A 24,275-nucleotide genomic window follows, 5' to 3' on the forward strand; every position below is an offset into this window, starting at 1 on the left:
AGCGGTTAATAAATTTGAATAGGTTATAGTAATAAAAATTATTTGTATCTGAGCCCACTTTAACATACTAATAATGCAGGATATTCATTTATACCTTACCTAAACAAAAATTTAAATGCTATTAATAAATGCTTAAATGGTGATACATTGTATGGGATTTGTTTTGGTTTGATTTTTTTGAAAGAAGCGTCAACATGAGACACAAAGATACAAGAATAGAATGTGAAGAGTTATGGGCAAAAAATAAATATTTTGTACTAAGCAAATCGCATAAAGCATATTTGGAGATAAGGGCGTATTTGAGGGAAAAAGAACCGGATGTTGTATGGCTAAATGAAAAAATACAGGAAACAAGAGATATGAAGGAGAGCAAAAAAGATTTTAGTAATGCCATTCTTCATATATGGGGATATTTTAAAAAAGACGCAAGTACGATTGAAAAACAGGTATTATTTGATATATTAAATGGATATATGGAAGGGGAAAATAGTCAGAAGGTTGTAATTGAATACATTAACACTTTACTAAAGAAATACCCTAATGAATATTTAGAAAAATCAACCTTGTTAACAGGAGAAAAATATGAGACTATGGCATGAAAAACTTATCCACTTATTGCCCAAAAGTCAGCTTCTTGGGCAACATAGGGAATGTTGTGCTCTGAGGGGCAATGGATGGAAAAAGAAACATAAAACTGTGGACTATGTGTTTTCATATTCTCCGTATCATCTTTTTATTTACCATGTATTGGTTATGGAGGAGATGGAAAAAAGAGGATATAAAGTTTCTGCGGAATGGAAAGATAAAAATTATAGAGGAAGCACAGCAGTAAAGTATGATAATCTTAAAGAGGAAATTATAGGCAGTCCAATTTACAAAGAGCACAATATCGAATATCTAGCTGATTGCATAGAAAATTTAAGAAACAAAGGTATACATTTAAAAGTATAGAAGTTGTGGAAGAGTAAATTGATATAAAAATAAAAGAAGTTGAAGATAAACTGGAAAAAGAAAGTGCATCAAAAGAAATATTATATGACCTTTCAGAATGGTTTGGAATACCATAAAGCACAGAAGAGTATATTCGTGATTCACGGTAAAAGCTTTTTCTCGCTTGCCATATGAATGATGAGTCAGTTGGTTTTGTTGTATTAAATGCAACCGACAAGGATTGTACAGATATTTTTGTAATTGGTATAAAAAAATTCCATCAAATGGGTATTGGATCAGTACTTAACGAAGCTTACAAAACTACGGCAAGGAAGCCGGGTTACGCATATTAAAAATAGAAACTAAAAAGATACTGTTATAGAATAAAAGAAACAAATATGATATGGTAATTATTGAGTGGCCAAATTCCTTTATGGAATTTTTTGTAAAGGGAACTTCTTGATATGCACTAGTTTTAATTAGGATATTTTTTCTCTTTTTATTAACATTGGTCAATGAAATTTAGCTCTTAACCTTTTATAATTTTGCAAAAAAAGGATATAAAATGAGTCAAATTTATAGTCTAGACAAAGATACAAAAATAGTTGAAAAAAGTGTCGTTAGCAAAAGGCTCTTTCAAAACAAAAACGCAAGCGTCGATATATACGCATTTGACGAAGGTGAGGAGCTAGACCACGAGATGCTTTTTATAGATAGCCTTGCCTGGGTGATAGACGGCGAAGCGCAGCTCGTGTATGGCAAAAAGCAGATGAAGCTTGGGTACGATGAAGCCTGCCTTATCGAGGCAAAAACCTGGCGAAAACTCAAATTTACAAAGAAAACAAAATATTTACTAATAGATTTTAAGGAGAATGTTATGATAGATCATTTACCTAAGGCAGCTATTTTTAGCTTAGTTGATGCAGTGGAATACGAAAAAGGCAAGATAGTTAGCAAGACGCTTGTTAAAAATGAGAATGGCTCGATGTCGCTGCTTAGTTTTGACACAGACCAAGAGCTCTCAACTCACGCAGCTCCAGGCGATGCACTACTTATCGCACTTGATGGTGAGATGAAGCTAACTATTGGTGATGAACATTTTGATATCAAAAAAGGCGATACCATCGTGCTACCAGGCAAAATACCACATGGATTAAAGATAAAAGATAAATTTAAAATGCTCTTAATCGTCACTAAAGACAAAATGTAATACTAAGCCCTATTTCTAGGGCTTATTCTTTATAATAACAATAGTAAATTTATACTTAATAAAGCAAAAAGTAAAGTCATAATATAATCGCTCCAAAAAAAGAAAAACTATGAAAAAAGAAAATTCCAAGCTATTTTTGTTACTATTTTTAGGTGCTCTCTCTGCCTTTGGACCATTTGTGACAGATCTTTATTTGCCAGCACTTCCGGCTATTACTGAGTGGTTTAAAACAAGCGTTACAGCTACACAATTAACGATCACGACATCGATGGCAGGCTTAGCCATAGGTCAGCTCATAGTTGGCCCAATAAGTGATAAATTTGGCCGAAAATTGCCCCTTACCATCTCGCTCATCGTCTATACGATAAGCACTATTTTTATATTTTTCTCGCAAAATATCCAGTTTTTTATCTTTATGCGCATCATCCAAGGACTAGCAAGTGCCGGCAGTTTGGTTATTTCAAGGGCTGTTGTTAGTGATCTTTATAAGGGCCATGAAATGACTAAATTTTTTAGCCTTATGATGGTCGTAAATGGTCTAGCCCCGATACTTTCACCAATTGGCGGTAGTTTGCTGCTTAAATTTACCGACTGGCGTGGCATCTTTATGGCACTTACTATCATTGGTATCTTACTTTTTATTGCAAATTTTTATTTCAAAGAGAGCTTGAGTCAGTCAAATCGCTTAAAAATGCCTTTGTTGGTGACTTATAGTGTTTTTGGCAAAATTTTAAGAAAGAAAAAATTTATACTTTTCGTAAGCATTCAGACATTTGCGATGGGTGCAATGTTTGCCTATATAGCGTCATCTTCGTTTATATTTCAAGAATTTTATTCTCTAAGTCCAGTAAGTTATAGCTTTTGCTTTGCTTTAAATGGTTTAGGGCTTGTTATAGGAGCAAGGCTTGCTAGTCTTTTAAATGAGAGAAAAGCACTCAAAGCTGGACTTTCTGGCACCTTGTTTGCTAGCATTTTTATTGCTTTTATGCTTTGCTTTAAATTTGAAGTGATCGGCGTCATTATCGCATTTTTCTTATTGCTTCTTTTTACAGGATTTGTCTTGCCAACTGCTTCATCGCTAGCTATGAACGAAGGCAGAGAATATGCTGGCTCAGCCTCAGCGATACTTGGATTTTGCCCATTTTTCTTAGGCGGCGTAGTCTCTCCGTTAGTTGGGCTTGGTAATATATTTTACTCGACTTCTATTGTTATTTTAGTCTGCACATTACTTGCTTTGATATCTTTTTTAAGGTTAAAAAGAGTTGCGTAAAATTTATCTTATTTCAAATACAAAAACGACTGATGAGAGCGTTGTAAATTTAAGCGTTAGCAAGATCGAGTTTTTAAAATTTGAGCTAAATTTAAGTGAATATGATGTGCTGGTAGCTACTTCTAAAAATGCTTTTAATGCATTAAAATTTAACAATATAAAAGCTATAAATTTGCCAGTCTTTGCCATCGCAAATAGTTGTGCGGCAGCCGCAAGAGAGTTTGGATTTAGTGAAATTTATACCGGAAAGAACGCTCACGGAGATGACTTCGCAAGGGAAATTTTGCCACTTTTAAAAGGTAAAAATGTTCTTTATCTAAAAGGTAGAGATAGCGCTTCAAATTTCTTAGAAATTTTGCAAAATGGCGGAGTAAATATAAAAGTAATTATCGCCTATGAAAATGTCTTAAATCCTTGCAAAATGGAGTTAAGACCACCAAAAAATAGCATTTTGATCTTCGCTTCTCCGCTAAATGTCAAAAATTTTCTTAGTAATTTTGGCTGGGATGAGAGCTATCAAGCGATAAGCATTGGAAAGGTCACTGCAAAAGAGCTAAAATTTACCGAGCCAATAGTGAGCCAAAGTCAAGATATAAACGCCTGTATCGCGCTTGCCAAAACATTACTTTAAGCAAAGAATTTATATAATTTTATTGCCTGAGTGAAGCGAGTCAGCATTTTACGGGGTCCAACACTTTTTTGTTAGCGAAAAGGTATGGGTGCCTTGTGATGTGGCTTCGTTTGAGTCTGAAAAGGCGAGAAGTTGCAACCGTTTGGTATCCATCTATTTGCAAGATTGGCTTTGTTTATGGGCCACTCTTCTATGCGACGCCCACTCGGGTTTTTTAAATTTACGGAGATGAAATGAATATTCTCATAATAGGAAGTGGCGGCCGCGAATACGCCATTGCTCTAAAGCTAAAAAACGAAAAAAATATAAATTTATACTTTGTGCCAGGAAATGGTGCGACCTCACGCCTTGGCGAGAATTTAAAGATAAAAGATTTTTATGAGCTTGCAAAATTTGCTAAGCAAAATGATATTGCCTTAACTATCGTGGGCCCTGAATCACCGCTTAGTGAAGGTGTAGTGGATATCTTTAAAAAAGAGGGCTTGCTTATATTTGGACCAAGCAAAGCAGCTGCTAGACTTGAAGCTAGCAAGGCTTATATGAAGGACTTTTTAGCTAGAAATAACATAAAAACCGCAAGATATTTAAATACAGATGATAAAGAAAAGGCATTTAAATTTATTGATACCTTAAGCGCGCCGATGGTCGTAAAGGCCGATGGACTTTGCGCTGGCAAGGGCGTAATAATCGCAAATTCTAAAGAGGATGCCAAAGAGGCAGTTAGCGACATGCTAAGCGGAGCCAGCTTTGGTGATGCTGGTAAATTTGTTGTCGTTGAAGAGTTTTTAGACGGCTTTGAGCTGAGCTTTTTTGCTATTTGTGACGGCGAAAATTTTGTAAGTTTGCCAGTGGCACAAGATCATAAACGTCTGCTTGATAATGACGAAGGTCCAAATACTGGCGGCATGGGTGCTTATGCTCCAAGTCCGCTTGCTTCAAAAGAGCTGATAAAAAGGGTTGAAGAAGAGGTTGTAAAGCCAACTTTAAAAGGGATGAAAAACGAGGGCAGTCCGTTTTGTGGAGTACTTTTTGTAGGGCTAATGATCGTGAAAAATGAGCCTTATGTACTTGAGTTTAACGTAAGATTTGGCGATCCTGAGTGCGAGGTATTGATGCCATTAATTGACGGAAATTTAAGCGAAATTTTACTAAATGCTGCAAAGGGCGAGCTAAAGCCTATTAGCTTAAAAGATGAATTTGCAGTTGGCGTTGTGATGGCTAGTAAGGACTACCCGTATAAAAGTAGCCCAAAGGTTAAAATTTCAGTTTTAAATGATGTAAAAGATGCTCACATCGCTTATGCTGGTGTTAGTGAGCAAGATGGAGAAATTTATGCAGATGGTGGCAGGGTATTAGTCTGTGTGGCCACTGCGAAGAGTATAAAAGAGGCACGTGATAGAGCTTATGAGCTTTGCGAAAATGTAAAATTTGATGGAGCACATTATAGAAAAGATATTGCCTGGCAGGCATTAAAATGAGTATGCAGATAGTTGAAAAACTTGAAAAAGAAGAAATTTCGCTAGCGCCATTTTCAAAAAGAGTGCTAGCTTACTCAATTGATGAATGTATCGTTTCTTTTTTGTTTTTGATCATTTACTGGGATGCCTTTTTGTCGGTTATGAGCTATGATGAAGCCAGAAATTTGACTTTAAATTTCTTTTGGCAAATAGTCGCACTAAAGATTATTTATCATGCATTTTTTGTTTGGTATTATGGCGCGAGTCTTGGACAAATGCTAATAAAGACGATGTGCATTAATGTAGAAATTTTAGATAGACCAAATTTTATTTCAAGCTTGGTAAGAGCGATTTTTAGGTTGGTTAGTGAAGCTTGTTTTTATCTTGGTTTTGCATGGGCATTTGCGAATCCAGCTAGGCAGACTTGGCAAGACAAAATAGCAAAAACAGTGGTGATAAATGCGTAAAATTTTATTTTTAGTTTCGGTTTGTATTTTAAATCTAAGTGCAGCTGTGCAAGATGTGCAGCTTTTGGCTGATGATGTAAAGCAAGATAAAGGCATCGTCACGGCCAATAAAAATGTTGTTGTATATTCACAAGATTATCTTGTAACAGCTGATTGTGCTGTGTATGATCAAAATAATTCGATTATCGAGCTTTTTGGTAACGTCAACATGATGAAGGGCAAGAGTGAAGTCTCTCGCTCAAACTATGCAAAGCTAAATTTAAAAAATAATGATACTGCTTTTGAATCGCTTTTTATGATGAATAAAGATATGGAAGTGTGGATGAGAAGCGATGAGAGCAGCTCTGACAGTGAGTACTATAGAGTAAAAAAGGCGATGGTTTCAAGCTGTAATGTCCAAGATCCTGACTGGAGCATCACCTCAAGCTCAGCTATGCTAAATAAACAAAGCAAATTTTTACACCTTTTTAACCCAGTCTTTCGTATAGCTAATGTGCCAGTTTTTTATTTGCCATATTTTGGTTTTTCAACAGATACCACAAGAAGAACAGGTCTTTTGCCGCCTGAGCTTGGATACGGAAAATCTGAAGGTTTTTATTACAAACAGCCGATTTATTTTGCACCTTATAATGAGTGGGACTTCGAGCTTGATCCGCAGATAAGAACAAACAGAGGTGCTGGAATTTATGGTGCGTTTAGATTTACTGAGTCGCCTGATTCAAGGGGTGAAATCAGCTTTGGTATGTTTGACGATAAAAAAAGCTATCAAGATAGACAAAGAAGTAAGATTTCAAATAAGGCTGAACTAAAAAATAAAACACATAAAGGCATTGGACTAAAATACGAAAGAGATAAGCTTATAAGATACCTTAGCGAAGCGGATTTGCAAGAGGGAATTTGGATAGATGCAACGAAGCTAAATGATATAGATTATTTAAACTTAAAGGGCAGAGATGATGATTATGATTCGCTTGTAACTTCTAAATTTAACTATTTCATCGCAAATGACGATCATTATTTTGGTGCTTATGCAAAATACTACATAGACACTGAAAAAATTGGCTCAAAAAATGAGAACAAAGACACGCTTCAAGAGCTTCCGTCGCTTCAGTATCATAAATTTACAGATGATATTGTCTTGCCAAATATCTTATATTCACTTGATCTTCAGTCACATAGATATGATAGAAAAATAGGCGTTAGAGCGACTCAGTATGAATTTACACTTCCAGCTTCAGTGCATGTGCCACTGCTTGATGATAGTTTAACGTTTTCATTTTACGAGTATCTATACGCCTCAAGAATAAATTACGAAAATAAGATAAATTCATTTGATGATAAAAGAGAAGATAAGCATACAAATTTTGTAAATAATTACCACAAATTTACCATTCAAACTGACCTTGCAAAAGCGTATGAAAGCTTTTATCACACTCTAAATTTTGGAGCAGAATACCTACTGCCAGGCTATAGAAAAGGAAATTTAGATGATGAGTTTATCTATGATAAAAATCTAAATGAGTATGAAAATTTCTTGACTCAAGAGCAGAGTAAGGAAGAAATTTCTGGTTACCTGACTCAGTATTTCTTTAACTCTAATGGTAGAAAGATTATAAAACATAGTATTTCTCAAGGATATTACACAAAAGAAGATGAATATTCGAATTTAAAAAATGCTATTTATCTATATCCATTTGAAAATTTAAGCCTTTATAATAAGCTTGAATATTCGCATAAGAGTAAAGAGCTTAAAAAGATACAAAGTGGATTTTCATACACAAATGATCTATTCTGGCTAAATATGCTTCACACCATGAAGAAAAATGATAGCAAAATAAAAAATAGTGCGACAAAAGATAGCTATTTTACAAGCGGTCTTGGAGTAAAATTGCCTCATCAATATAGTCTTATTGGTGGCTGGCAATATGATATTGAGCGAAGCTACACAAAAAGCTGGAGAGTTGGTGTACTTCATCAAAGAAAATGCTGGAATTACGGGATAATTTATCAACAAGATGTTGAGCCAACAACAACAATAAACGGCTCAGCATCAACTAGAAAAAATGGTATTTATTTCACGATAAATTTCTATCCAATGGGCGGTTTGCACTATGACTTTTCGCAAAGCAGCACAAAATCGAGTGCCAACTAAATGATAACGGCTAAATTTAAGGATCAATTAGAAGCAGCTAGCAAGCTAATTGAAATTTTGCCAAAAAAAGAGCTTGTAGATAAAAAGACAATAGTTGTTTGTATGTCGCTTGAGTCAGTTATACTCACAGATGCGGTTTGTAGAAGTTTAAATTTAAGCTACGAGATGCTTTTTAGCGAGCCAATACCTGCACCAAATAATAGCGAATGCGACGTTGCAATAGTTAGTGAAACAGAAGATATAGTATTAAATGATAAACTTATAAAAGCTTTTAATATAAGCTATGACTATATTTACGGCGAAGCACATAGAAAATATGAAGAGAAAATTTTAAAAAACGTTTATAAATACCGAAAAGGAAATTTGATAGGAGAGCTAAAAGATAAAAATATTTTACTAATCGATGAGGGGTGCGAGACTGGTATGACGGCACTCATTTGCATAAAGACATTGCTTGATGTGAAGGTAAAATCCATCTCATACGCAACGCCAGTGATTGCTACTGATGTCTTTACAAATTTAAATGATATGGTTGATGAAATTTACACGATAAACAAGATCGTTGATTTTATCGATGTGGATTCGTATTACGAAAAAAAGATCGAAGCTACGAGTGAGCGTATCATGTCAATATTAGAAGAGAGCCCTTATTATTTGCCGTTACAAAAACAACAAGGAGATAAAAATAATGCAATATAGTATAGAAGTCAATAATCAGGTTGAAATTTTTGACCTTAATAAAGTAGCAAAACAAGCTAGCGGAGCGGTACTCTTAAGGGTGAAAAATACTGTAGTTTTAGCAACTGTTGCAAGAGAGGACACACAAGTTGAGGAGGATTTTTTACCTCTAACGGTGCAGTACATCGAAAAAGCTTACGCCGCTGGAAAAATTCCTGGCGGTTATGTTAAGCGCGAGACAAAGCCAGGCGACTTTGAAACGCTAACAGCTCGCATCATCGATAGATCTCTTAGACCGCTCTTTCCAAAAGGTTACGCATATCCAACTCAAATCGTTGTAATGGTGCTTTCAGCTGATCCTGAGGTTGATTTGCAAGTTGTAAGCCTAAATGCAGCCTCAGTTGCACTATATCTTAGCGACATCCCTGTAAATCGCCCAGTTTGTGGCGTGAGAGTTGGTTATATAGATGAAAAATTTGTGATCAACCCAAGCAACTCTGAACTAAAACAAAGCGCGATCGATCTATACGTGGCTGGCACAAAAGATGAGCTTTTGATGATCGAGATGAGAAGCTTGCCTCAGCAAACTACGCAGCTTATCCCGATGGTTGCGATCGAGCCGATGATAGATCCGAGCTTAAGTGATAGTATGGCTCAAAAACAGCTAATGAATGAATTTAGCGAAGATATGATGGTTGAAGCGATTGATTTTGCTGGTAAGGCGATATTAAGAGCTAGTAGCGCTTACGAAGAAGCTTTCAAAGAGCATAAAAAAGAGGATGCTGCGCTTGAGCTAAAACCTGAGATAGAAAATGAAAATATCGCTATTTATATTGATAAATTTTATAAAGCTGAAGTCAAAAATGCTATTAATCAAATGGCAAAAAGCGAGCGTGCGAGCGAACTTAGCAAGATCGCGAAACAAATTTCAAGTGATGAGGTCGCTCAAAAAGAGGGCTGGGATGAGGCTGTCATCACAAATGTCCTTGGCAAATATAAAAAGAAAATCGTTAGAGAGCAGATAATAAATGAAGGCGTAAGAGCTGATGGACGTGGTCTTGAAGAGGTTAGGCCTATTAGTATCGAAACAAATGTCCTTCCAAATGCACATGGCTCATGCCTCTTTACAAGAGGACAGACGCAAGCCCTAGTTGTCACTACTCTTGGCACTGATAGTGATGCTCAAATGTATGACATCCTCACTGAAAAAGTACCTTTTGTAGAGAAATTTATGTTTAACTACAACTTCCCAGGCTTTAGCGTAGGTGAGGCAAGCCCACTAAAAGCTCCTGGTAGACGCGAGCTTGGACACGGAAATTTAGCCAAACGTGCCCTTGCGCCAAGTATCGATCTAGCTTCTCCATACACAATAAGAGTTGTTTCAGAAATTTTAGAGAGCAACGGCTCAAGCTCGATGGCTAGCGTTTGCGGTGGCTCGCTCGCACTTAGAGCAGCTGGCGTAAATACTTTAAAACTTGTCGCAGGTGTTGCTATGGGTCTTATATTTGAAGGCGATAAACACGCAGTGCTAACAGATATCATGGGGCTTGAAGATCACGATGGCGATATGGACTTTAAAGTAGCAGGTACAAGCGATGGCATCACAGCGCTTCAGATGGATATCAAACTTGGTGGCATTAGCTTAGAAGTGCTAAAAGAGGCACTTTATCAAGCAAAACGTGGTAGAGAGCATATCTTATCTTTGATGGCAGAAGCGGATAAAAATATAGAAATAAATGAAGATGTGCTTCCAAAACTTGAACTATTTAGTGTTGATCCAAGCAAGATCGTAGACATCATCGGGCAAGCTGGCAAGACTATAAAAGAGATTATTGAGAAATTTGAAGTCTCAATCGATCTTGATAGAGAAAAAGGCGAGGTAAAAATCGCAGGTGGAGCAAAGAAAAATGTCGATGCCGCAAAAGACTACATCATCTCTATCACTTCAAAAGACAATGGACGTTCATTTGGCAAAAAGCCGTTTAAACACGACAAAGAGCGTTCAAAACCAAATTTTAATATCGGTGATGAGTTTTTAGGAACCGTAAAGAGTGTAGTTGATTTTGGTGTATTTATCGAGCTAAAAGATGGCATTGATGGCTTGCTTCATATCTCAAAGATAAAAACTCCATTAAATGTAGGTGATCAGGTCAAAGTATGTGTGAGCGAGCAAAAAGGAAATAAAATTTCGCTCTCTTTGGTTGAATAAATTTTAAAGGACAGATGATGAAATACAAAAAGTTGCTTTTTCCAATAGGAGCTGGAGACGATATCGAGCCAAGAATTTATGGTGCCCTAAAGGTTGCTCAGTGGTTTAACACACATATGGAAATTATGACTTGTCAGCTTGACCCAAGCGTAGTTTATAATATGAAAATGACGCTTCGTGGAGGAGTGCTTTTTGAAGAATTTCTAAAATCAGCTAAATCTGAACTAGCTGTCGAGCATGAAGAAAATGAGAAAATTTTCAATAAAATTTGTGCTGACCTTGGCATAAAAGTAACTAGTGAAATCATTGAAGATGTCTGCACTGCAAATTTTACGATCCATAGTGGCAAAAGAAGCGCGATAGTGGAGCAAGAGAGTAAATTTTGCGACCTAGTTGTGGCTGCTGTGCCACTTGATGGAAAGATCACTGGAACATTTGAGTCAGCTGTTTTAAAAAGTGGTAAAAATGCGATTGTAATCCCTAGAAAAATGCGTGAGTTTAAAGCCGATAATATCCTTGTAAGCTGGACTGGTACGACGCAAAGCTCAAGGGCATTAACAGGCTCGATAGATCTTTTAAAAAAGGCGAAAAAGGTTCAGTGCATTACCTCAAAAGCAAGTCTTGGCGACAATGCCGAGCTAAATCTTAAAAAGCTTGAAGAGTACTTCAAAATTCATGGCATATCAGCCACTTTTGAAGTGATTGCTACCACGATGATACCTGGTGAAGCGCTTTTAAAAGCAGCTATTGATAGAAATGCTGATCTAATCGTTGCTAGCAGATATGGTGAAAATGGTCTTATGGAAATGGTGCTTGGCGGCACTTCGAGATTTTTCTTAGAACACACAAATATCCCAGTTTATCTATAATGGATTGCGGCTTAGTCCGCGATCTAATTCTTTTTCACTTTATAGATTTTAAAATTCCATTCACTCGTAAGAGTTGACTACTAAATTTTGGCTTCACTGACCGCTTAACTCAAATTTTAGAGCTGAAATTACTCGTTCATGAAATTTTAAAATTTACAAGACCTTAATAGCATAGTACGTCAGATGGCAGCGCGCTTCGTTCTTAGCCACAAACTACAAATTATATAAATTTTAAAGCTCCCATTAAGATTTTATCAAGCACCTTATTAGCCAAAATTTTGTAAAATCCACTCATTAAAAAAGGATAAAAAATGAGTGAAAATTCTAGCTTTACACACCTGCATTTACACACCGAATACTCCCTTCTTGATGGAGCGAACAAGATAAAAGAGCTAGCTCATGTGCTTCATGATAGAGGCGACACAGCAGCGGCGATTACTGATCACGGTAATATGTTTGGAGCGATAGATTTTTACAAGGCGATGAAAAAAGAGGGGATAAAACCACTAATTGGCATCGAAGCTTATGTGCATAACGGCGAGCAGCTTGATGACAAGAGTACTAAACAGCGCTTTCACCTTATACTAATCGCCAAAAACGAGACTGGCTATAAAAATTTAATGTATCTTAGCTCCATGAGCTACATCGAGGGCTTTTACTACTATCCTCGTATAAATAAAAAAATTTTAAAAGAGCACAGCGAGGGCTTGGTTTGTAGCTCTGCTTGCTTGCAGGGCGAGGTGAGTTGGCATCTAAATTTAAGCGATCGTAACGTCAAATTTGGCGCAAAGGGCTACGAGAGAGCAAAAGAGGTCGCGCTTGAGTATAAAGAAATTTTTGGAGATGACTTTTACCTTGAGATCATGCGTCACGGCATCGGCGATCAAAAACGCATTGATGATGATATTTTGCGCATCGCCAAAGAGACTGGCATAAAGGTCATCGCCACAAATGATACCCACTACACTTTTAAAGAGCGAGCCGACGCTCATGAGGTTTTTATGTGTATCGCGATGAACAAAACTTTAGATGATCCAAACCGACTTCGCCACAGCGTCCATGAGTTTTTTGTAAAAAGCAAAGAGCAGATGAGTGAGCTATTTTTAGATATCCCTGAAGTGATAGAAAATACCCAAGAGATCGTGGATAAGTGCAACCTTGAGATCAAGCTTGGCAACCCAACCCCGCCAAATTTTAAATTTACTCTTGAATATGCCAAAGAGAGAAATTTAACACTTCCAGAGCCTGAAAATAGATATAGCTTTAAAAATGATGCTGTTTTTTTTGAGTATGAATGTAGAAAAGGTCTTGAAGAGAGGCTAAAATTTGTCCCTGAAAATTTACATGACGAATACAAAAAGCGCCTTGAGATAGAGATTGGTATAATTAATAAAATGAATTTCCCAGGCTATATGATGATCGTTTGGGACTTCATAAATGAGGCTAAAAGTAGAGGTGTGCCAGTTGGTCCAGGACGTGGTTCTGCGGCTGGTAGCTTGGTCGCTTACTCGCTAAAGATTACTGACCTTGATCCAATCCCATACAACCTACTTTTTGAGAGATTTCTAAACCCAGAGCGTGTTAGCATGCCAGATATCGACGTGGATTTTTGTCAAAGTAGGCGTGGCGAGATAATTGACTATGTTACTCAAAAATACGGAAAATTTAACGTTGCTGGAGTTATTACATTTGGTAAATTGCTTGCAAAAGGTGTCATTAGAGATGTTGCTAGGGTTTGTGATATGCCTTACGCTGAAGCTGATGCGATGGCGAAGTTAATACCAGATGAACTAGGCATTACGCTAAAAGATGCTTATGAAAAAGAGCCAAAGATAGCTGAGCTCATCAGTCAAAATCCAAAGGCAGCTAGAATTTGGAAATTTGCCCTTGATCTTGAGGGGCTAAACAGAAATGCCGGCCAGCACGCAGCAGGTGTTGTTATTTCAAATGAGGAGCTTTGGAATAAAACTCCGCTATTTCGTCAGCCAAATAGCCCAGAAGATCGATACGTTACGCAGTATAGCCTTAAGTATCTTGAGGATGTGGATTTAATTAAATTTGACTTTCTTGGACTAAAAACACTAACGGTTATCGATAATGCCATAAAGCTAGTAAAACAACGAACTGGCAAGAATATCATTTGGGAGCAGATCGATAAAAACGATTCTAATGTTTATAAAATGATACAAAGCGGCCAAGCGATAGGAATTTTCCAAATCGAGGGTGAGGGCATGAGAAAGCTAGGAACTAGCTTGCGTCCAGACTGCTTCGAGGATATCGTCGCGATGCTAGCGCTCTACCGCCCAGGACCGATGGAGAGTGGCATGCTCGATGACTTCGTCAAAAGAAAACATGGCGAGGCCGAGATAACATACTCATTTAAAGAGCTTGAGCCGATCCTTGCGCCAACATACGGCGTCATCGTCTATCAAGAGCAAGTTATGCAAATCGTTCAAGCCATAGGCGGCTTTAGCCTTGGCGGGGCGGACCTTGTACGCCGTGCGATGGGTAAAAAGATCAAAGAAGAGATGGATAGGCTAAAGGGTGAGTTTGTAAAAGGTGCTGAGGCAAAAGGGCTAAATGGACAAAAAGCAGACGATCTTTTCGAGCTAATTGTAAAATTTGCAGGATATGGCTTTAATAAATCTCACTCCGCAGCTTACGCCTACGTCACATTTCAGACGGCTTATCTTAAGGCCTATTATCCGGCTGAATTTATGGCGGCACTTCTTACAAGCGAGGAGAGTAATGTCGATAAGATCGTTCGCTATATCGATGAGATAAAGCGTATAAATATAGATACTTTGCCGCCATCTATAAATAAATCAACTAAAGAATTTAGCGTTGTTAAAAATGGTGATCATGACGGTATTATCTTTGGGCTTGGTGCGATTAAAGGTGTTGGCGGTGCGGCTATTGAAAACATTATCACTGAGCGTGAAGCAAATGGCGAATTTAAGAGTATGGATGACTTTGTCTCAAGGATCGATCCATTTAAAGTAAATAAAAAGGTCTTTGAAAGCCTCATAAAAGCTGGTTGCTTTGATGAGTTTGGCTTTAGTCGCAAGATGCTTATGCAAAATGTAGAAAATATCATAGAAGCTTGCAAAAGTGCTGCGCAGATCCGTAAAAATGCAGTTGAGAGCTTGTTTGGCGAAGATGAGAGCATGAACGATGTGAAGATAAATTTTGTCACGATAAATGATGAATTTGACATCAAACAAATTTTAAAATTTGAGCAAGAGAGTGTTGGTATCTACCTCTCAGGCCACCCACTTGATGATTATAAAGACGAGATCAATAAGATAAAATACACTCTAAGCTCAGAATTTGAGAGCTTGCCACAAAGTGCAGAAATTTTAGTCGTTGGTAAGATCGAGGACTTTAGCACAAGGATAACCAAAAGTGGCAAGAAAATGGGCACTATAAACGTGCTTGATTTTCACGGAAATATCGAGATCGCAGTCTTTGAAAGAGAGCTTGGAAATATCGAAGATATAGTAAAAGATGAAGCAAAACGCGACCTGCCTTATGCTTTTAGGATAAATATCACAAAAGATGATCAATTTGTAAGGACAAATTTAAACGAGGTTTATAGCCTAGAAGATGCACAAAATTTAGACTTTAAGACAAGAAAACTAAAACAAAACTCTAAATTTTCTAAAAATGAAGAGACGAGCGCCCCTCAAAGAGCAAGAGAATATGCCGAGCTAGAGGTGCTTTTATGCCTTAGTGAGCTTAGCAAAGATAAGATCACTAACCTTTATAATCTTGGCTATAACGAACATATAAAAAGTGGCACAAACAATGATAAGCGCCTTGTTATTAAGATAAAAAATGAAAATACGGCTCAAATTTTTGTCTATAAGACAAAATTTGTTGTAAATGACAGCTTTAAAGAAAAAGTACTTCAAGCAATAGCTTGCTAATGCCTGGAGAAGCGATGTTTTTAGATAAGCTTGGTGTAGATAAAAGTAACTGGAGCGAGCTTTTTAGCGCATGTGTTGGCAAAGCGACATTACTTCAAAAACGTGCATTTAAGCTACTTGTTGAAGGTGGCAACTGGCAGGCTAATTTTGATAGCGGCAAAATTTATTTTGATGAGCACGAGTTTGACATACAGTTTATTGGCTCTGAAAGCTTCTCGTCAAATACGTGGCTTTGGGGTTATGAAAATATAAATGGCTTTGATGAGCGTTTGCTTGAGCTTGCAAATAAAGCACGTGAGTTTGGCGAGAAATTTGGACTTAGCGCATTTAGTACGCCACGATTTGAGCTAGATGAAAATTTTAATGGCCACACGATTAGTATGGTTCTTTGCGCCGCTTTTGATGAACAAAATTATTACAGGATAGAGTACGAGGGCGGAGCGGCGTATGTGGCTTTTAGAGCGGATGTGGTCTTTGAAAAGCCAGTGCTAGCAAATGAGCTTTTGAGCGTAGTAAATGAGTGTTTAAGCAGTTACGAGCTAGATCACAAAATCTTTATAAAAGGACTTTTGCTAAGCTGTGATATGAAATTTAGCGAAAGCCCTAATGAAATCGCATCGGATAAATACGAGCTTAGCTTTAAATTTGACGAGCTAAATAGGCTCATAAATATTTCAAGCAAGCTTTAAAATTTAATACTCTTTACCACATCAGCGCCAAGTGCTAGCTTCATATGAAGAGAAAACATCTCGTGGTAAAAGTCGCCATTGTGTCCTGGTATGTCATATGTTTGCGTAAGATCAAACGGCACGATAACTCTTGATTTTTTATTGTATTCATTAGCTCGTAGTTTAAGATAACTAACGCACTGATAAACGCACATATCAGTGCAATCTCCAGTAATAACAAAAGTGTCAATTTGTGGGTTTTGCTCTAAAAATTTCTCAAATTCTTTATTAAACGCAATGCTTAAAGAGTTTTTATAAAATGTCTTGAACTCTTTAAAAAAGCTTAGATTTTCTATCTCTTTTACGGTTTTTATCTCATTTGTATCAAGTATGGCATGTGGTAAAAAATTCTCAAATTCTTTTGAATCACTGGTGTGCCTATCTTCTATAAGGATAAAATTTCTAAAACCAAAATCTCTCCACGCTCTATCAAAAAGTGTTGCAATCCCTTTTGATAAAGCAGCTACTCTTTGACTAGCGAGCGCACCACTACCAGCAAATGCTTCTATCATATCGATACAGATAAATGCAACGTTTTTTGCTCCATCGTTTGAAATTTCTCTCAAATCAAGCGTTTGAAGAGATTTTTTAAAAGCCTCAAGTTCGTTTTGTATGTTCATTCTTTCTCCTTTATTGGTAAATTTATGCAAAATGTTTTTGGATTTAGTGTGATCTCGATACTGCCTTTGTGAGCCTCTATGATCTGCAAGCAAAGGTGTAGTCCAAGGCCGTTTCCTTTTAGCTTGCTGCTTTTAAACGGCTCAAAGACTATGGCTTTATCTTTGATAGGCTCGCCACTATCGTAAACGATAAATTTATGCTCACTTGGTGTTTTTTCATAGCTTAAAATGATCTCTCCCTCATCATCATCGCTCTCTTCGATGGCATCAATGGCGTTAAATAAAATATTTTGGAAAACAATGGCAAGTAGATCAAGGTCGCCCGTATATTTGCCATCTGGAAATTCTAGGCTAAATTTAATATCCTTTGAATAGTCGTAAAAATTTATAGCCTCTTCGCACTCTTTTTTAAGCTGTGAAAAGTCAAAAATTTGTGCATTTATATTAAGACCTTTGGTAAAAAGTAGAGTGGCTTTGATTATGCGTTCGACTCGCCATGTAGCTTTTTGTATTTGATTTACGATAGGCTTTGTGCGCTCATCAGCTCTTTTAAGTAGAGTTGAAGCTAAAAGTGAGATAGAGCCTACTGGATTTCTGATCTCGTGGGCTAGGTGAGCTGCTACTTGGCCCATAGAGGCAAGGCGTTCGGTGCGTTTTTCTACTGTTATGTTTGTTGCAGAGATTATTAGTTTATTGTCTTTAGAGCTTGTTTTAAAAAGATAAATTTGCCCATCTACATTTATCTCGCCCTCTTTTTTTGGTATCTCTTTAAAAATTTTACCAAGCCTTACTGCTTCTGAGTTTTGTAAAAAGATCTCATCATTCTCATCTAACACCCAGATAGCATTTGGCAGAATTTCCACAATATCTTTAATGAAATTTTGCAAGTTTGCGTAAGATGATGTTAAATTTTTATATTCGTTTTCTATTAGATAAGTCTGCTCTATCAGGCTTTTTAAGCCAGCTTGGATATCGTGTTCGTTCATTTTAAAAGTTCCTCAAAATCGCTAATTTCATAAAGCCTTAGCCTTTCATCCTTTAAATTTCTTAGCTCGCTACTAAATCCACTCTTTGAAAAAAGAGCGATAATATCTGGACTGATATTTAGTTTTTCGCATTTTTTTAATAGTAAATTTAGCACGTTTTTGCAAACCTTTCTCTCTTTGTATTTTGCCTCTCCGACTATGATCTTGCCGCCTATATTTAATAGCATATCAAGCTCTATATTCCTGCTCCAAAAGCTACTTAAAAATATGCCATTAATTAGAAATTTTTTTGCCATGAGTTCACCGCATAAAATTTCAAATCCAAGGCTTGCATATTCGTCAAATTCTTTTTTTATAATAGCTAAAATTTCATCATTTTTGCCAGCTTTTAGCAAGCTCAAATTTGGCTCTATAAATCTAAACCAAAACCTTGAAAAATGGCTATTAAAATGTATTTTATCCTCAACTTTATAGCCCCTTTCCTCTTTTTTTAGCATTTGGTTTTTTGATCTTTTTGGAAGTACTTCTCTGCTTTTTTCTAGCAATAAAAAATTCTTTTCAAAAAGCTTTGCATAGACTTTGCTAGCTAGGCTTTGAGGTAAAATTTTATGTACGCTAAATTTTTTTCTATCGCTTCGTGCGAGTTTTATGAGGGCAGATTTTATAGCATCGTTTGTATCGGATTCGAAGTAAAATTTTGGCATCAAGGCTAAGAAATTGTTTAAAATTTCAGCCTCGATCGCTTCAAAAACATCATAATATGAGTGCTTTAAATCAAACTCATCAAAGACAAGATGAAATTTAATAAGTTCATTTATATCAAGGTGTTTCATTCGCTCAAATGTTGATTTTAAAGCTTTTATATCGGCTCCTTTATTTGGGCATTGTAGTATATTTTAGCTAAAGTAATCTATAATGCTATGCAAAAAACAAGGGTTGTGATTTGGTAAATTTAGAGCATATTAGAGAAAATATAATTTTAAAAAATGGCATTTATTATTTTGATTTTACAGCTTCAGGACTAGCTTATAAACCTATCGAAGATGAGATAGCAAAAATACTCCAAACATACGCAAACACGCACTCTATCAGCTCATCAAATGCCTATAAAACCGCTCAAATTTATGAAGATTCAAGACGTGAATTAAAAAGCCTATTAGGACTTGATGATAGTTTTTATCTTTTTACTTGTGGCAATGGAGCTACCGGCGCGATAAAGAAATTTCAAGAAATTTTAGGAATTTATGCGCCGCCAGCATTAAAAAAAAGATATTCATTAAAAGCAGATGAAAATTCTCCGCTCGTGGTGCTTGGCCCTTATGAGCATCATTCAAATGAGATAAGCTTTAGGCAAGCACTTTGTGAGGTTGAGCGTATCAGGCTTGATAAAAATGGAGGGATCGACTTTAATCATTTGGAGCAAATTTTAAGGATAAATGTCGGTCGTGAGATCATTGCAACTTTTAGTGTGGCTTCAAATGTGACTGGAATTTTGAGCGACTACCGCAAAATTTACACTCTTATAAAATCTTATGGTGGCGTTGTAGCATTTGATGCTGCAAGTTTTAGCGCATATGGAAATATTGATTGTGACTATTTTGATGCTCTTTTTTTATCGCCACATAAATTGCTTGGTGGAGTTGGAAGTTGTGGGCTTCTTGCTATAAAAAAGATACTTGCAAACTCAGATGAGCCGACATTTGCTGGCGGTGGAACGGTAAGTTATGTCAGCAAAAACTACGCTATATTTGTAAAAGATAGTGAGCAGCTAGAAGAGGCTGGTACTCCGCCTATTTTAGGGCTTATAAGGGCAAATTTGGCTTATAGGCTAAGAAATGAGATAGGATTTGAGGCAATATATGAAAATGAGAGCGAGCTTGGAGAGTATTTTGAGAAAAGACTAGCAGAAATTCCTGAGCTTACGTGCTATCATCCAAATAACATAAAGCGTTTGCCGATATTTTCTTTTAATGTGACTGGTGTTTCGCCTTATGAATTAGCTAAAGTTTTAAGCAAAGAATATGGCATTCAAACGCGTGCAGGATGTTCTTGCGCTGGGCCATATGGACACGATTTGCTTCATTTAAAAGAAGATGCACTATTTACTCATAAGCCAGGCTGGGTAAGGGCTGGGCTTCACTATACGCATACGCTACAAGACGTGGATTATCTAGTAGATGCATTAAAAAGTAGCATTAAAAAGTATTCAAGTAGTTGGAAGGTTGATGATCCTTTTAGTGTTGATAAAATTTCAGGTTGTATGGGAGATAGATGAAAAATATATTAATCATTGCAGGAAGTGATAGTGTTGGTGGTGCTGGCGTGCAAGCTGATATTAAGACATGTGAGGCATTTTCTTGCTACGCAGCGACAGCTATTACGGCTCTTACGGCACAAAATACAAATGGCGTTACCAATATCTTTGCTACAAATGTTACAAATCTAAATGAGCAGATCAAAATGGTAGACGAAGAGCTAAACATAGATGCCATAAAGGTTGGTATGCTTTTTAATAAAGAGCTTATATCTTGCGTTGGCTCTTGGCTTGAAAAATTTCATAAGCAAGGCATTAAAATAATAATAGACCCAGTTTGCGTAGCAAAATCAGGCTCAAAGCTTCTTGAAGATGACGCGATAGCAAGCTTAAAAAAACTTTTTAAATTCGCAGACATTATCACGCCAAATATCGATGAAGCCAAAGTTTTGAAACTTGATAGCAAAAATTTACCTTGCGATATGATCTTAAAGCGAAGCATGGTTGCAGAAATTTGTGAAGATACTCTTTTTAAAAAAAATGGTGACGTAATTAAATTTAAAGAGCCACTAATAAAACCAGAGATCATGCATGGGGCTGGATGTAGCTTTGCAAGTGCGCTGGCCTGCTTGCTGGCAAATGGATACGCCAAAGAAGAGGCCATAAAACTAGCCAAAAAATACATTTTAAATGCTATTAAAAATGCAATTACGACAAAATTTGGCAAACGTCTACTAAATCATAAAGTTGGCATAAGTGATTGAAATTTACGCGATTAGCGACGATGTATTGATGCCTGAAAATTTAGCTTTGCAATATACTAAAGAAATTTTAGAGTGTGGGGTGAAATTTTTTCAATTTCGCTCTAAAAAAATACCCAAAGATGAGAGGCTAGCTAGTGAAATTTTCAACTTATGCGAAAAATTTGGAGCCAGATTTATCGTAAATGATGATATTTTATTTGCTGCTCATATAGGTGCAAAGTCCGTGCATTTGGGAAAAGATGATGCAAGCATAAAAGAAGCGTTTGAAATTTTAGGAGATGATGCTTACGTGGGAGTTAGCTGCTATGACAGCTTGGAGCTTGCCCTTAGGGCAAAACAAAATGGTGCTAGCTATGTGGCTTTTGGAGCTATGTTTAAAAGCCCAACAAAACCAAATGCACCACTTTGCAAGGCTCAAACTATATCACAAGCAAAAGAAATGGGAATAAATGTGTGTGTCATAGGAGGCATAAATGCTAGTAACATTGCAAGTATCACTAAAATAAAGCCAGACATGATCGCCTTAATATCTGCTATCTATAAAGATGGCACAATAAAGAAAAATATGGAAAATTTACAAAGAAATTTATTACTTTAAAAGATGTTTGTTTTGCAAGCTTTTTTATGAAAATTTAATTATAATCCCTGCTTTAAATAAAAGGAAAACATTGCTAAATATCGATGAAGTAAGAAAAAATATCATTTTAAAAGAGGGTCTTTACTATTTTGACTACACGGCTTCAGGTCTTGCTTATAAGCCCATTGAAGATGAAATTTTAAAATTTTTAAAAACCTACGCAAACACTCACTCAGATAGTAGTTCAAGCGCAGCGTTAACGCAAAAATACTATGAAATTGCAAGAGCTGAGCTAAAAAGCTTATTAGGTCTTGATGATAGTTTTTATCTTATCGCGACTGGTCAAGGAGCGACGGCTGCGATAAAGAAATTTCAAGAGCTAATGGGAATTTATCTCTCACCAGCTACAAGAGCTTTGATCGGCGAAGCAAATTTAAGAAATTTAAACTTGCCATTAGCGATCATTGGCCCTTATGAGCATCACTCTGTTGAAGTTAGCTTAAGAGAAGGGCTTTGTGATATAAAACGTATAGAGCTTGATGAAAACAATGAGATAGACTACGTGATGCTTGAGAATACATTAAAGCAAAATGCAAAAAGAAAGATAATAGCTAGCTTTAGCGCTGCTTCAAACGTCACTGGCATTAAAACTGATTATAAAAAAATTTATTCACTAATCAAAAAATACAATGGCATTTTAGCACTTGATGTGGCCACTCTTAGTGCTTATGAAAATGTTGATTGCAAATATTTTGATGCTTTATTTCTATCGCCTCACAAGCTACTTGGCGGAGTTGGGAGTTGCGGGCTTTTGGCTATCAAAAAAGAGCTTTGTAAAAATTTGCCTACATTTGCAGCAGGAGGCACAGTCAAGTACGTAAGCAGGACATCGCATATTTTTACTAGTGAAGTTGAAAATTTAGAAGAGGGCGGTACACCGCCGATAATGCAGCTAATGCGTGCAAATTTAGCCTATAAACTAAGAAACAAAATCGGACTTAATAATATAAAAGTAGCTGAATGTGAGCTAGGTGAGATGTTTTGTAAAGAGCTAGAAAAGATAGATGAGGTGATAAATTATTGCCCTGAAAATTTAGACAGATTACCTATTTTTGCATTTAACGTAAAAGGCATTTCGCCTTATGATTTTGCTGCCAGCTTAAGTAGCGAATTTGGTATCCAAACACGCGCAGGCTGTGATTGTGCTGGGCCGTATGGACATGATTTGCTTAATTTAAAAGATAATGCCATTTTTGAAGCAAAACCTGGCTGGGTACGTGTTAGCATTCACTACACACATACAAAAGAGGATATAAAATATCTTATAAATGCCATAAAATCTTGCATCAAAAAGCACAAAGAAGGATAGAGTAAAAACTATATGCTTGATATTTGTGGAGAAAATTTTAGAAGTGAATTTTTATAAAGCTATAAGTTCTATCAAATCTAAAAGTTAGCAAATTTTGCAAAATTCCAAAAAGCACCATAAATGTAACAAAGCTACTTCCGCCGTAACTAAAAAATGGCAGTGGTACGCCCACAACTGGTGCAAAACCGATCGTCATCGAGACATTTACACCCACATAAACGAAGATTAGTGCAGCAATCCCCGTGGTGGTAACTTGTGTAAAATAGTCGTTTTTTAGACCGTAATTTAAACTTAAAAGATGTGTTATAAGTGCCCCATAAAGTCCAAGCAAAAATAATCCACCATAAAAGCCAAAACGCTCGATATTGTAGGCAAAGATGAAGTCACTAGTGGCGATTGGTAAAAATTTAAAGTGCGTCTGCGTTGCCTCATCTTTTGGCTTGCCTTTAAGTCCGCCGCTACCTATGGCGATGATGCTTTGTTTGACGTGATAGCTTGGCTCTTCAGCGATGAAATCGTGAATCCTCTTTTTTTGATAGTCATGTAAATTTTCATACAAAACCGGCGCCAAAAAGCCTATCGCAAGGATGATAGTTATCCAAATTTTCTTATTTACGCCGATGACAAAAAGAATAGTGTAGCCAACTATCAAAAGTATGAGCGCAGTGCCAAGATCAGGCTCTTTCATGATGAGCACAAATGGTAAAAGTATATAAAAACTAAGTCTTAAAAAATCTTTTACTCCGTATCCATTAGCCTCTGGAGGACGCTGTTTAATGAGATAGGCTAACATCAGCAAAAATGCTGGCTTCATAAGCTCTGATGGCTGAAGCGTGAAGTGAATGAAGGGAATTTCTAACCAGCGCCTAGCTCCTAGTTTGCTAACACCAAAGAGATCAACGCTTAAAAGTAGCACGATGCAGACCCAGTAAAACATCGGAATGATCCAGTCGATACGCCTAATGGGCAGTAAAAATGCTACGCAAAATGATGCAAAACCTATGCCAAAATAGATAAGCTGTTTGTTTGCTAAAATGTCGTTTGCTTCGGAAACTAGGATATATGAAATTATGATGATTGGGATTATTAAAAACGGCTGAATAAAATCAAAATGTGTTAAAATACGCCGATCTAGTTTTATCAAGAAGCAAACCTTAATTTTTGGGCTAGATTAT

Annotated in this window: 21 protein-coding genes; 17 read left to right on the plus strand and 4 right to left on the minus strand. The window is 36.7% G+C overall.

The annotated features are described in order from the left end of the window. Nucleotides 1-194 precede the first annotated feature (194 nt). The 13 genes from G6W45_RS05895 to G6W45_RS05955 all read left to right on the plus strand — a co-directional run bounded on the left by G6W45_RS05895 (nt 195) and on the right by G6W45_RS05955 (nt 16,491). Nucleotides 195-599, plus strand: a complete 405-nt coding sequence (locus tag G6W45_RS05895; protein ID WP_194167838.1) for a YbgA family protein — start codon at nt 195-197, stop codon at nt 597-599. Next, nucleotides 583-951, plus strand: coding sequence for a TIGR02328 family protein (locus G6W45_RS05900; protein WP_103593529.1), 369 nt, complete (start codon nt 583-585; stop codon nt 949-951). The genes G6W45_RS05895 and G6W45_RS05900 overlap by 17 nt, the downstream gene beginning before the upstream one ends. 544 nt (nt 952-1,495) lie before the next feature. Beyond that, complete coding sequence (locus G6W45_RS05905; RefSeq protein WP_194167839.1) at nt 1,496-2,140, plus strand: cupin domain-containing protein; 645 nt, start codon at nt 1,496-1,498, stop codon at nt 2,138-2,140. Between the two features lie 109 nt (nt 2,141-2,249). Further along, entirely contained in the window at nt 2,250-3,410 is a 1,161-nt protein-coding gene (locus G6W45_RS05910) for a multidrug effflux MFS transporter (RefSeq protein WP_194167840.1), read from the plus strand. Further along, nucleotides 3,403-4,041, plus strand: coding sequence for a uroporphyrinogen-III synthase (locus G6W45_RS05915; RefSeq protein ID WP_194167841.1), 639 nt, complete (start codon nt 3,403-3,405; stop codon nt 4,039-4,041). Before G6W45_RS05910 ends, G6W45_RS05915 begins: the two co-directional genes overlap by 8 nt. Nucleotides 4,042-4,274: 233 nt before the next feature. Further along, the gene (gene purD / locus G6W45_RS05920) at nt 4,275-5,519 is read left to right on the plus strand and encodes a phosphoribosylamine--glycine ligase (protein WP_194167842.1); all 1,245 of its coding nucleotides are present in this window, start codon (nt 4,275-4,277) and stop codon (nt 5,517-5,519) included. Next, nucleotides 5,516-5,965: an RDD family protein gene (locus G6W45_RS05925; protein ID WP_194167843.1), complete on the plus strand. Its 450-nt coding sequence runs from the start codon at nt 5,516-5,518 to the stop codon at nt 5,963-5,965. Before purD ends, G6W45_RS05925 begins: the two co-directional genes overlap by 4 nt. Then, nucleotides 5,958-8,117: an LPS-assembly protein LptD gene (locus tag G6W45_RS05930; RefSeq protein WP_194167844.1), complete on the plus strand. Its 2,160-nt coding sequence runs from the start codon at nt 5,958-5,960 to the stop codon at nt 8,115-8,117. Before G6W45_RS05925 ends, G6W45_RS05930 begins: the two co-directional genes overlap by 8 nt. After that, nucleotides 8,118-8,816 (plus strand): hypothetical protein, encoded by a 699-nt coding sequence (locus G6W45_RS05935; protein WP_021091548.1) that lies wholly within the window; start codon nt 8,118-8,120, stop codon nt 8,814-8,816. Further along, nucleotides 8,806-11,004 (plus strand): polyribonucleotide nucleotidyltransferase, encoded by a 2,199-nt coding sequence (locus tag G6W45_RS05940; RefSeq protein ID WP_107785255.1) that lies wholly within the window; start codon nt 8,806-8,808, stop codon nt 11,002-11,004. Before G6W45_RS05935 ends, G6W45_RS05940 begins: the two co-directional genes overlap by 11 nt. Nucleotides 11,005-11,021: 17 nt before the next feature. Beyond that, nucleotides 11,022-11,873, plus strand: a complete 852-nt coding sequence (locus G6W45_RS05945) for a universal stress protein (RefSeq protein WP_194167845.1) — start codon at nt 11,022-11,024, stop codon at nt 11,871-11,873. A 311-nt stretch (nt 11,874-12,184) separates the two neighbouring features. Then, nucleotides 12,185-15,802 carry a DNA polymerase III subunit alpha gene (dnaE, locus tag G6W45_RS05950; protein ID WP_194167846.1) on the plus strand — a complete coding sequence of 1,206 codons (3,618 nt, stop codon included), beginning with the start codon at nt 12,185-12,187 and terminating at the stop codon, nt 15,800-15,802. 14 nt (nt 15,803-15,816) lie between these two features. Beyond that, a complete protein-coding gene (locus G6W45_RS05955; RefSeq protein ID WP_194167847.1) occupies nt 15,817-16,491 on the plus strand; it encodes a DUF6882 domain-containing protein in 675 nt (224 codons plus the stop codon). Here G6W45_RS05955 and G6W45_RS05960 read toward each other — a convergent pair. From G6W45_RS05960 to G6W45_RS05970, 3 genes are read right to left on the minus strand one after another with little or no spacing between them, the layout of a single operon-like run. Further along, nucleotides 16,488-17,150 (minus strand): cysteine hydrolase family protein, encoded by a 663-nt coding sequence (locus G6W45_RS05960; protein ID WP_194167848.1) that lies wholly within the window; start codon nt 17,148-17,150, stop codon nt 16,488-16,490. The genes G6W45_RS05955 and G6W45_RS05960 overlap by 4 nt on opposite strands. Then, entirely contained in the window at nt 17,147-18,136 is a 990-nt protein-coding gene (locus tag G6W45_RS05965) for a sensor histidine kinase (protein WP_149710388.1), read from the minus strand. The genes G6W45_RS05960 and G6W45_RS05965 overlap by 4 nt, the downstream gene beginning before the upstream one ends. Further along, nucleotides 18,133-18,969, minus strand: a complete 837-nt coding sequence (locus G6W45_RS05970) for a DUF234 domain-containing protein (RefSeq protein WP_194167849.1) — start codon at nt 18,967-18,969, stop codon at nt 18,133-18,135. The genes G6W45_RS05965 and G6W45_RS05970 overlap by 4 nt, the downstream gene beginning before the upstream one ends. A gap of 110 nt (nt 18,970-19,079) precedes the next feature. On the opposite strand from G6W45_RS05970, the gene G6W45_RS05975 reads away from it, so the two are divergent. The 4 genes from G6W45_RS05975 (at nt 19,080) to G6W45_RS05990 (ending at nt 23,100) form a co-directional block, all read left to right on the plus strand. Further along, entirely contained in the window at nt 19,080-20,411 is a 1,332-nt protein-coding gene (locus G6W45_RS05975; protein ID WP_194167850.1) for an aminotransferase class V-fold PLP-dependent enzyme, read from the plus strand. Then, on the plus strand, nt 20,408-21,154 hold the full coding sequence (locus G6W45_RS05980; RefSeq protein ID WP_194167851.1) for a hydroxymethylpyrimidine/phosphomethylpyrimidine kinase: 747 nt from the start codon (nt 20,408-20,410) through the stop codon (nt 21,152-21,154). The genes G6W45_RS05975 and G6W45_RS05980 overlap by 4 nt, the downstream gene beginning before the upstream one ends. Further along, nucleotides 21,147-21,752 carry a thiamine phosphate synthase gene (gene thiE, locus G6W45_RS05985; protein ID WP_194167852.1) on the plus strand — a complete coding sequence of 202 codons (606 nt, stop codon included), beginning with the start codon at nt 21,147-21,149 and terminating at the stop codon, nt 21,750-21,752. The genes G6W45_RS05980 and thiE overlap by 8 nt, the downstream gene beginning before the upstream one ends. A 70-nt stretch (nt 21,753-21,822) precedes the next feature. Next, on the plus strand, nt 21,823-23,100 hold the full coding sequence (locus G6W45_RS05990) for an aminotransferase class V-fold PLP-dependent enzyme (protein WP_194167853.1): 1,278 nt from the start codon (nt 21,823-21,825) through the stop codon (nt 23,098-23,100). A 37-nt stretch (nt 23,101-23,137) separates the two neighbouring features. Here the strand turns inward: G6W45_RS05990 and G6W45_RS05995 are convergent, their stop codons facing one another. Beyond that, nucleotides 23,138-24,244 (minus strand): FtsW/RodA/SpoVE family cell cycle protein, encoded by a 1,107-nt coding sequence (locus tag G6W45_RS05995; RefSeq protein WP_194167854.1) that lies wholly within the window; start codon nt 24,242-24,244, stop codon nt 23,138-23,140. Between the last annotated feature and the right edge of the window lie 31 nt (nt 24,245-24,275).

Origin of the sequence: Campylobacter concisus (genome assembly GCF_015229955.1) — a bacterium.
In the GTDB taxonomy this organism is placed as follows: domain Bacteria; phylum Campylobacterota; class Campylobacteria; order Campylobacterales; family Campylobacteraceae; genus Campylobacter_A; species Campylobacter_A concisus_AT.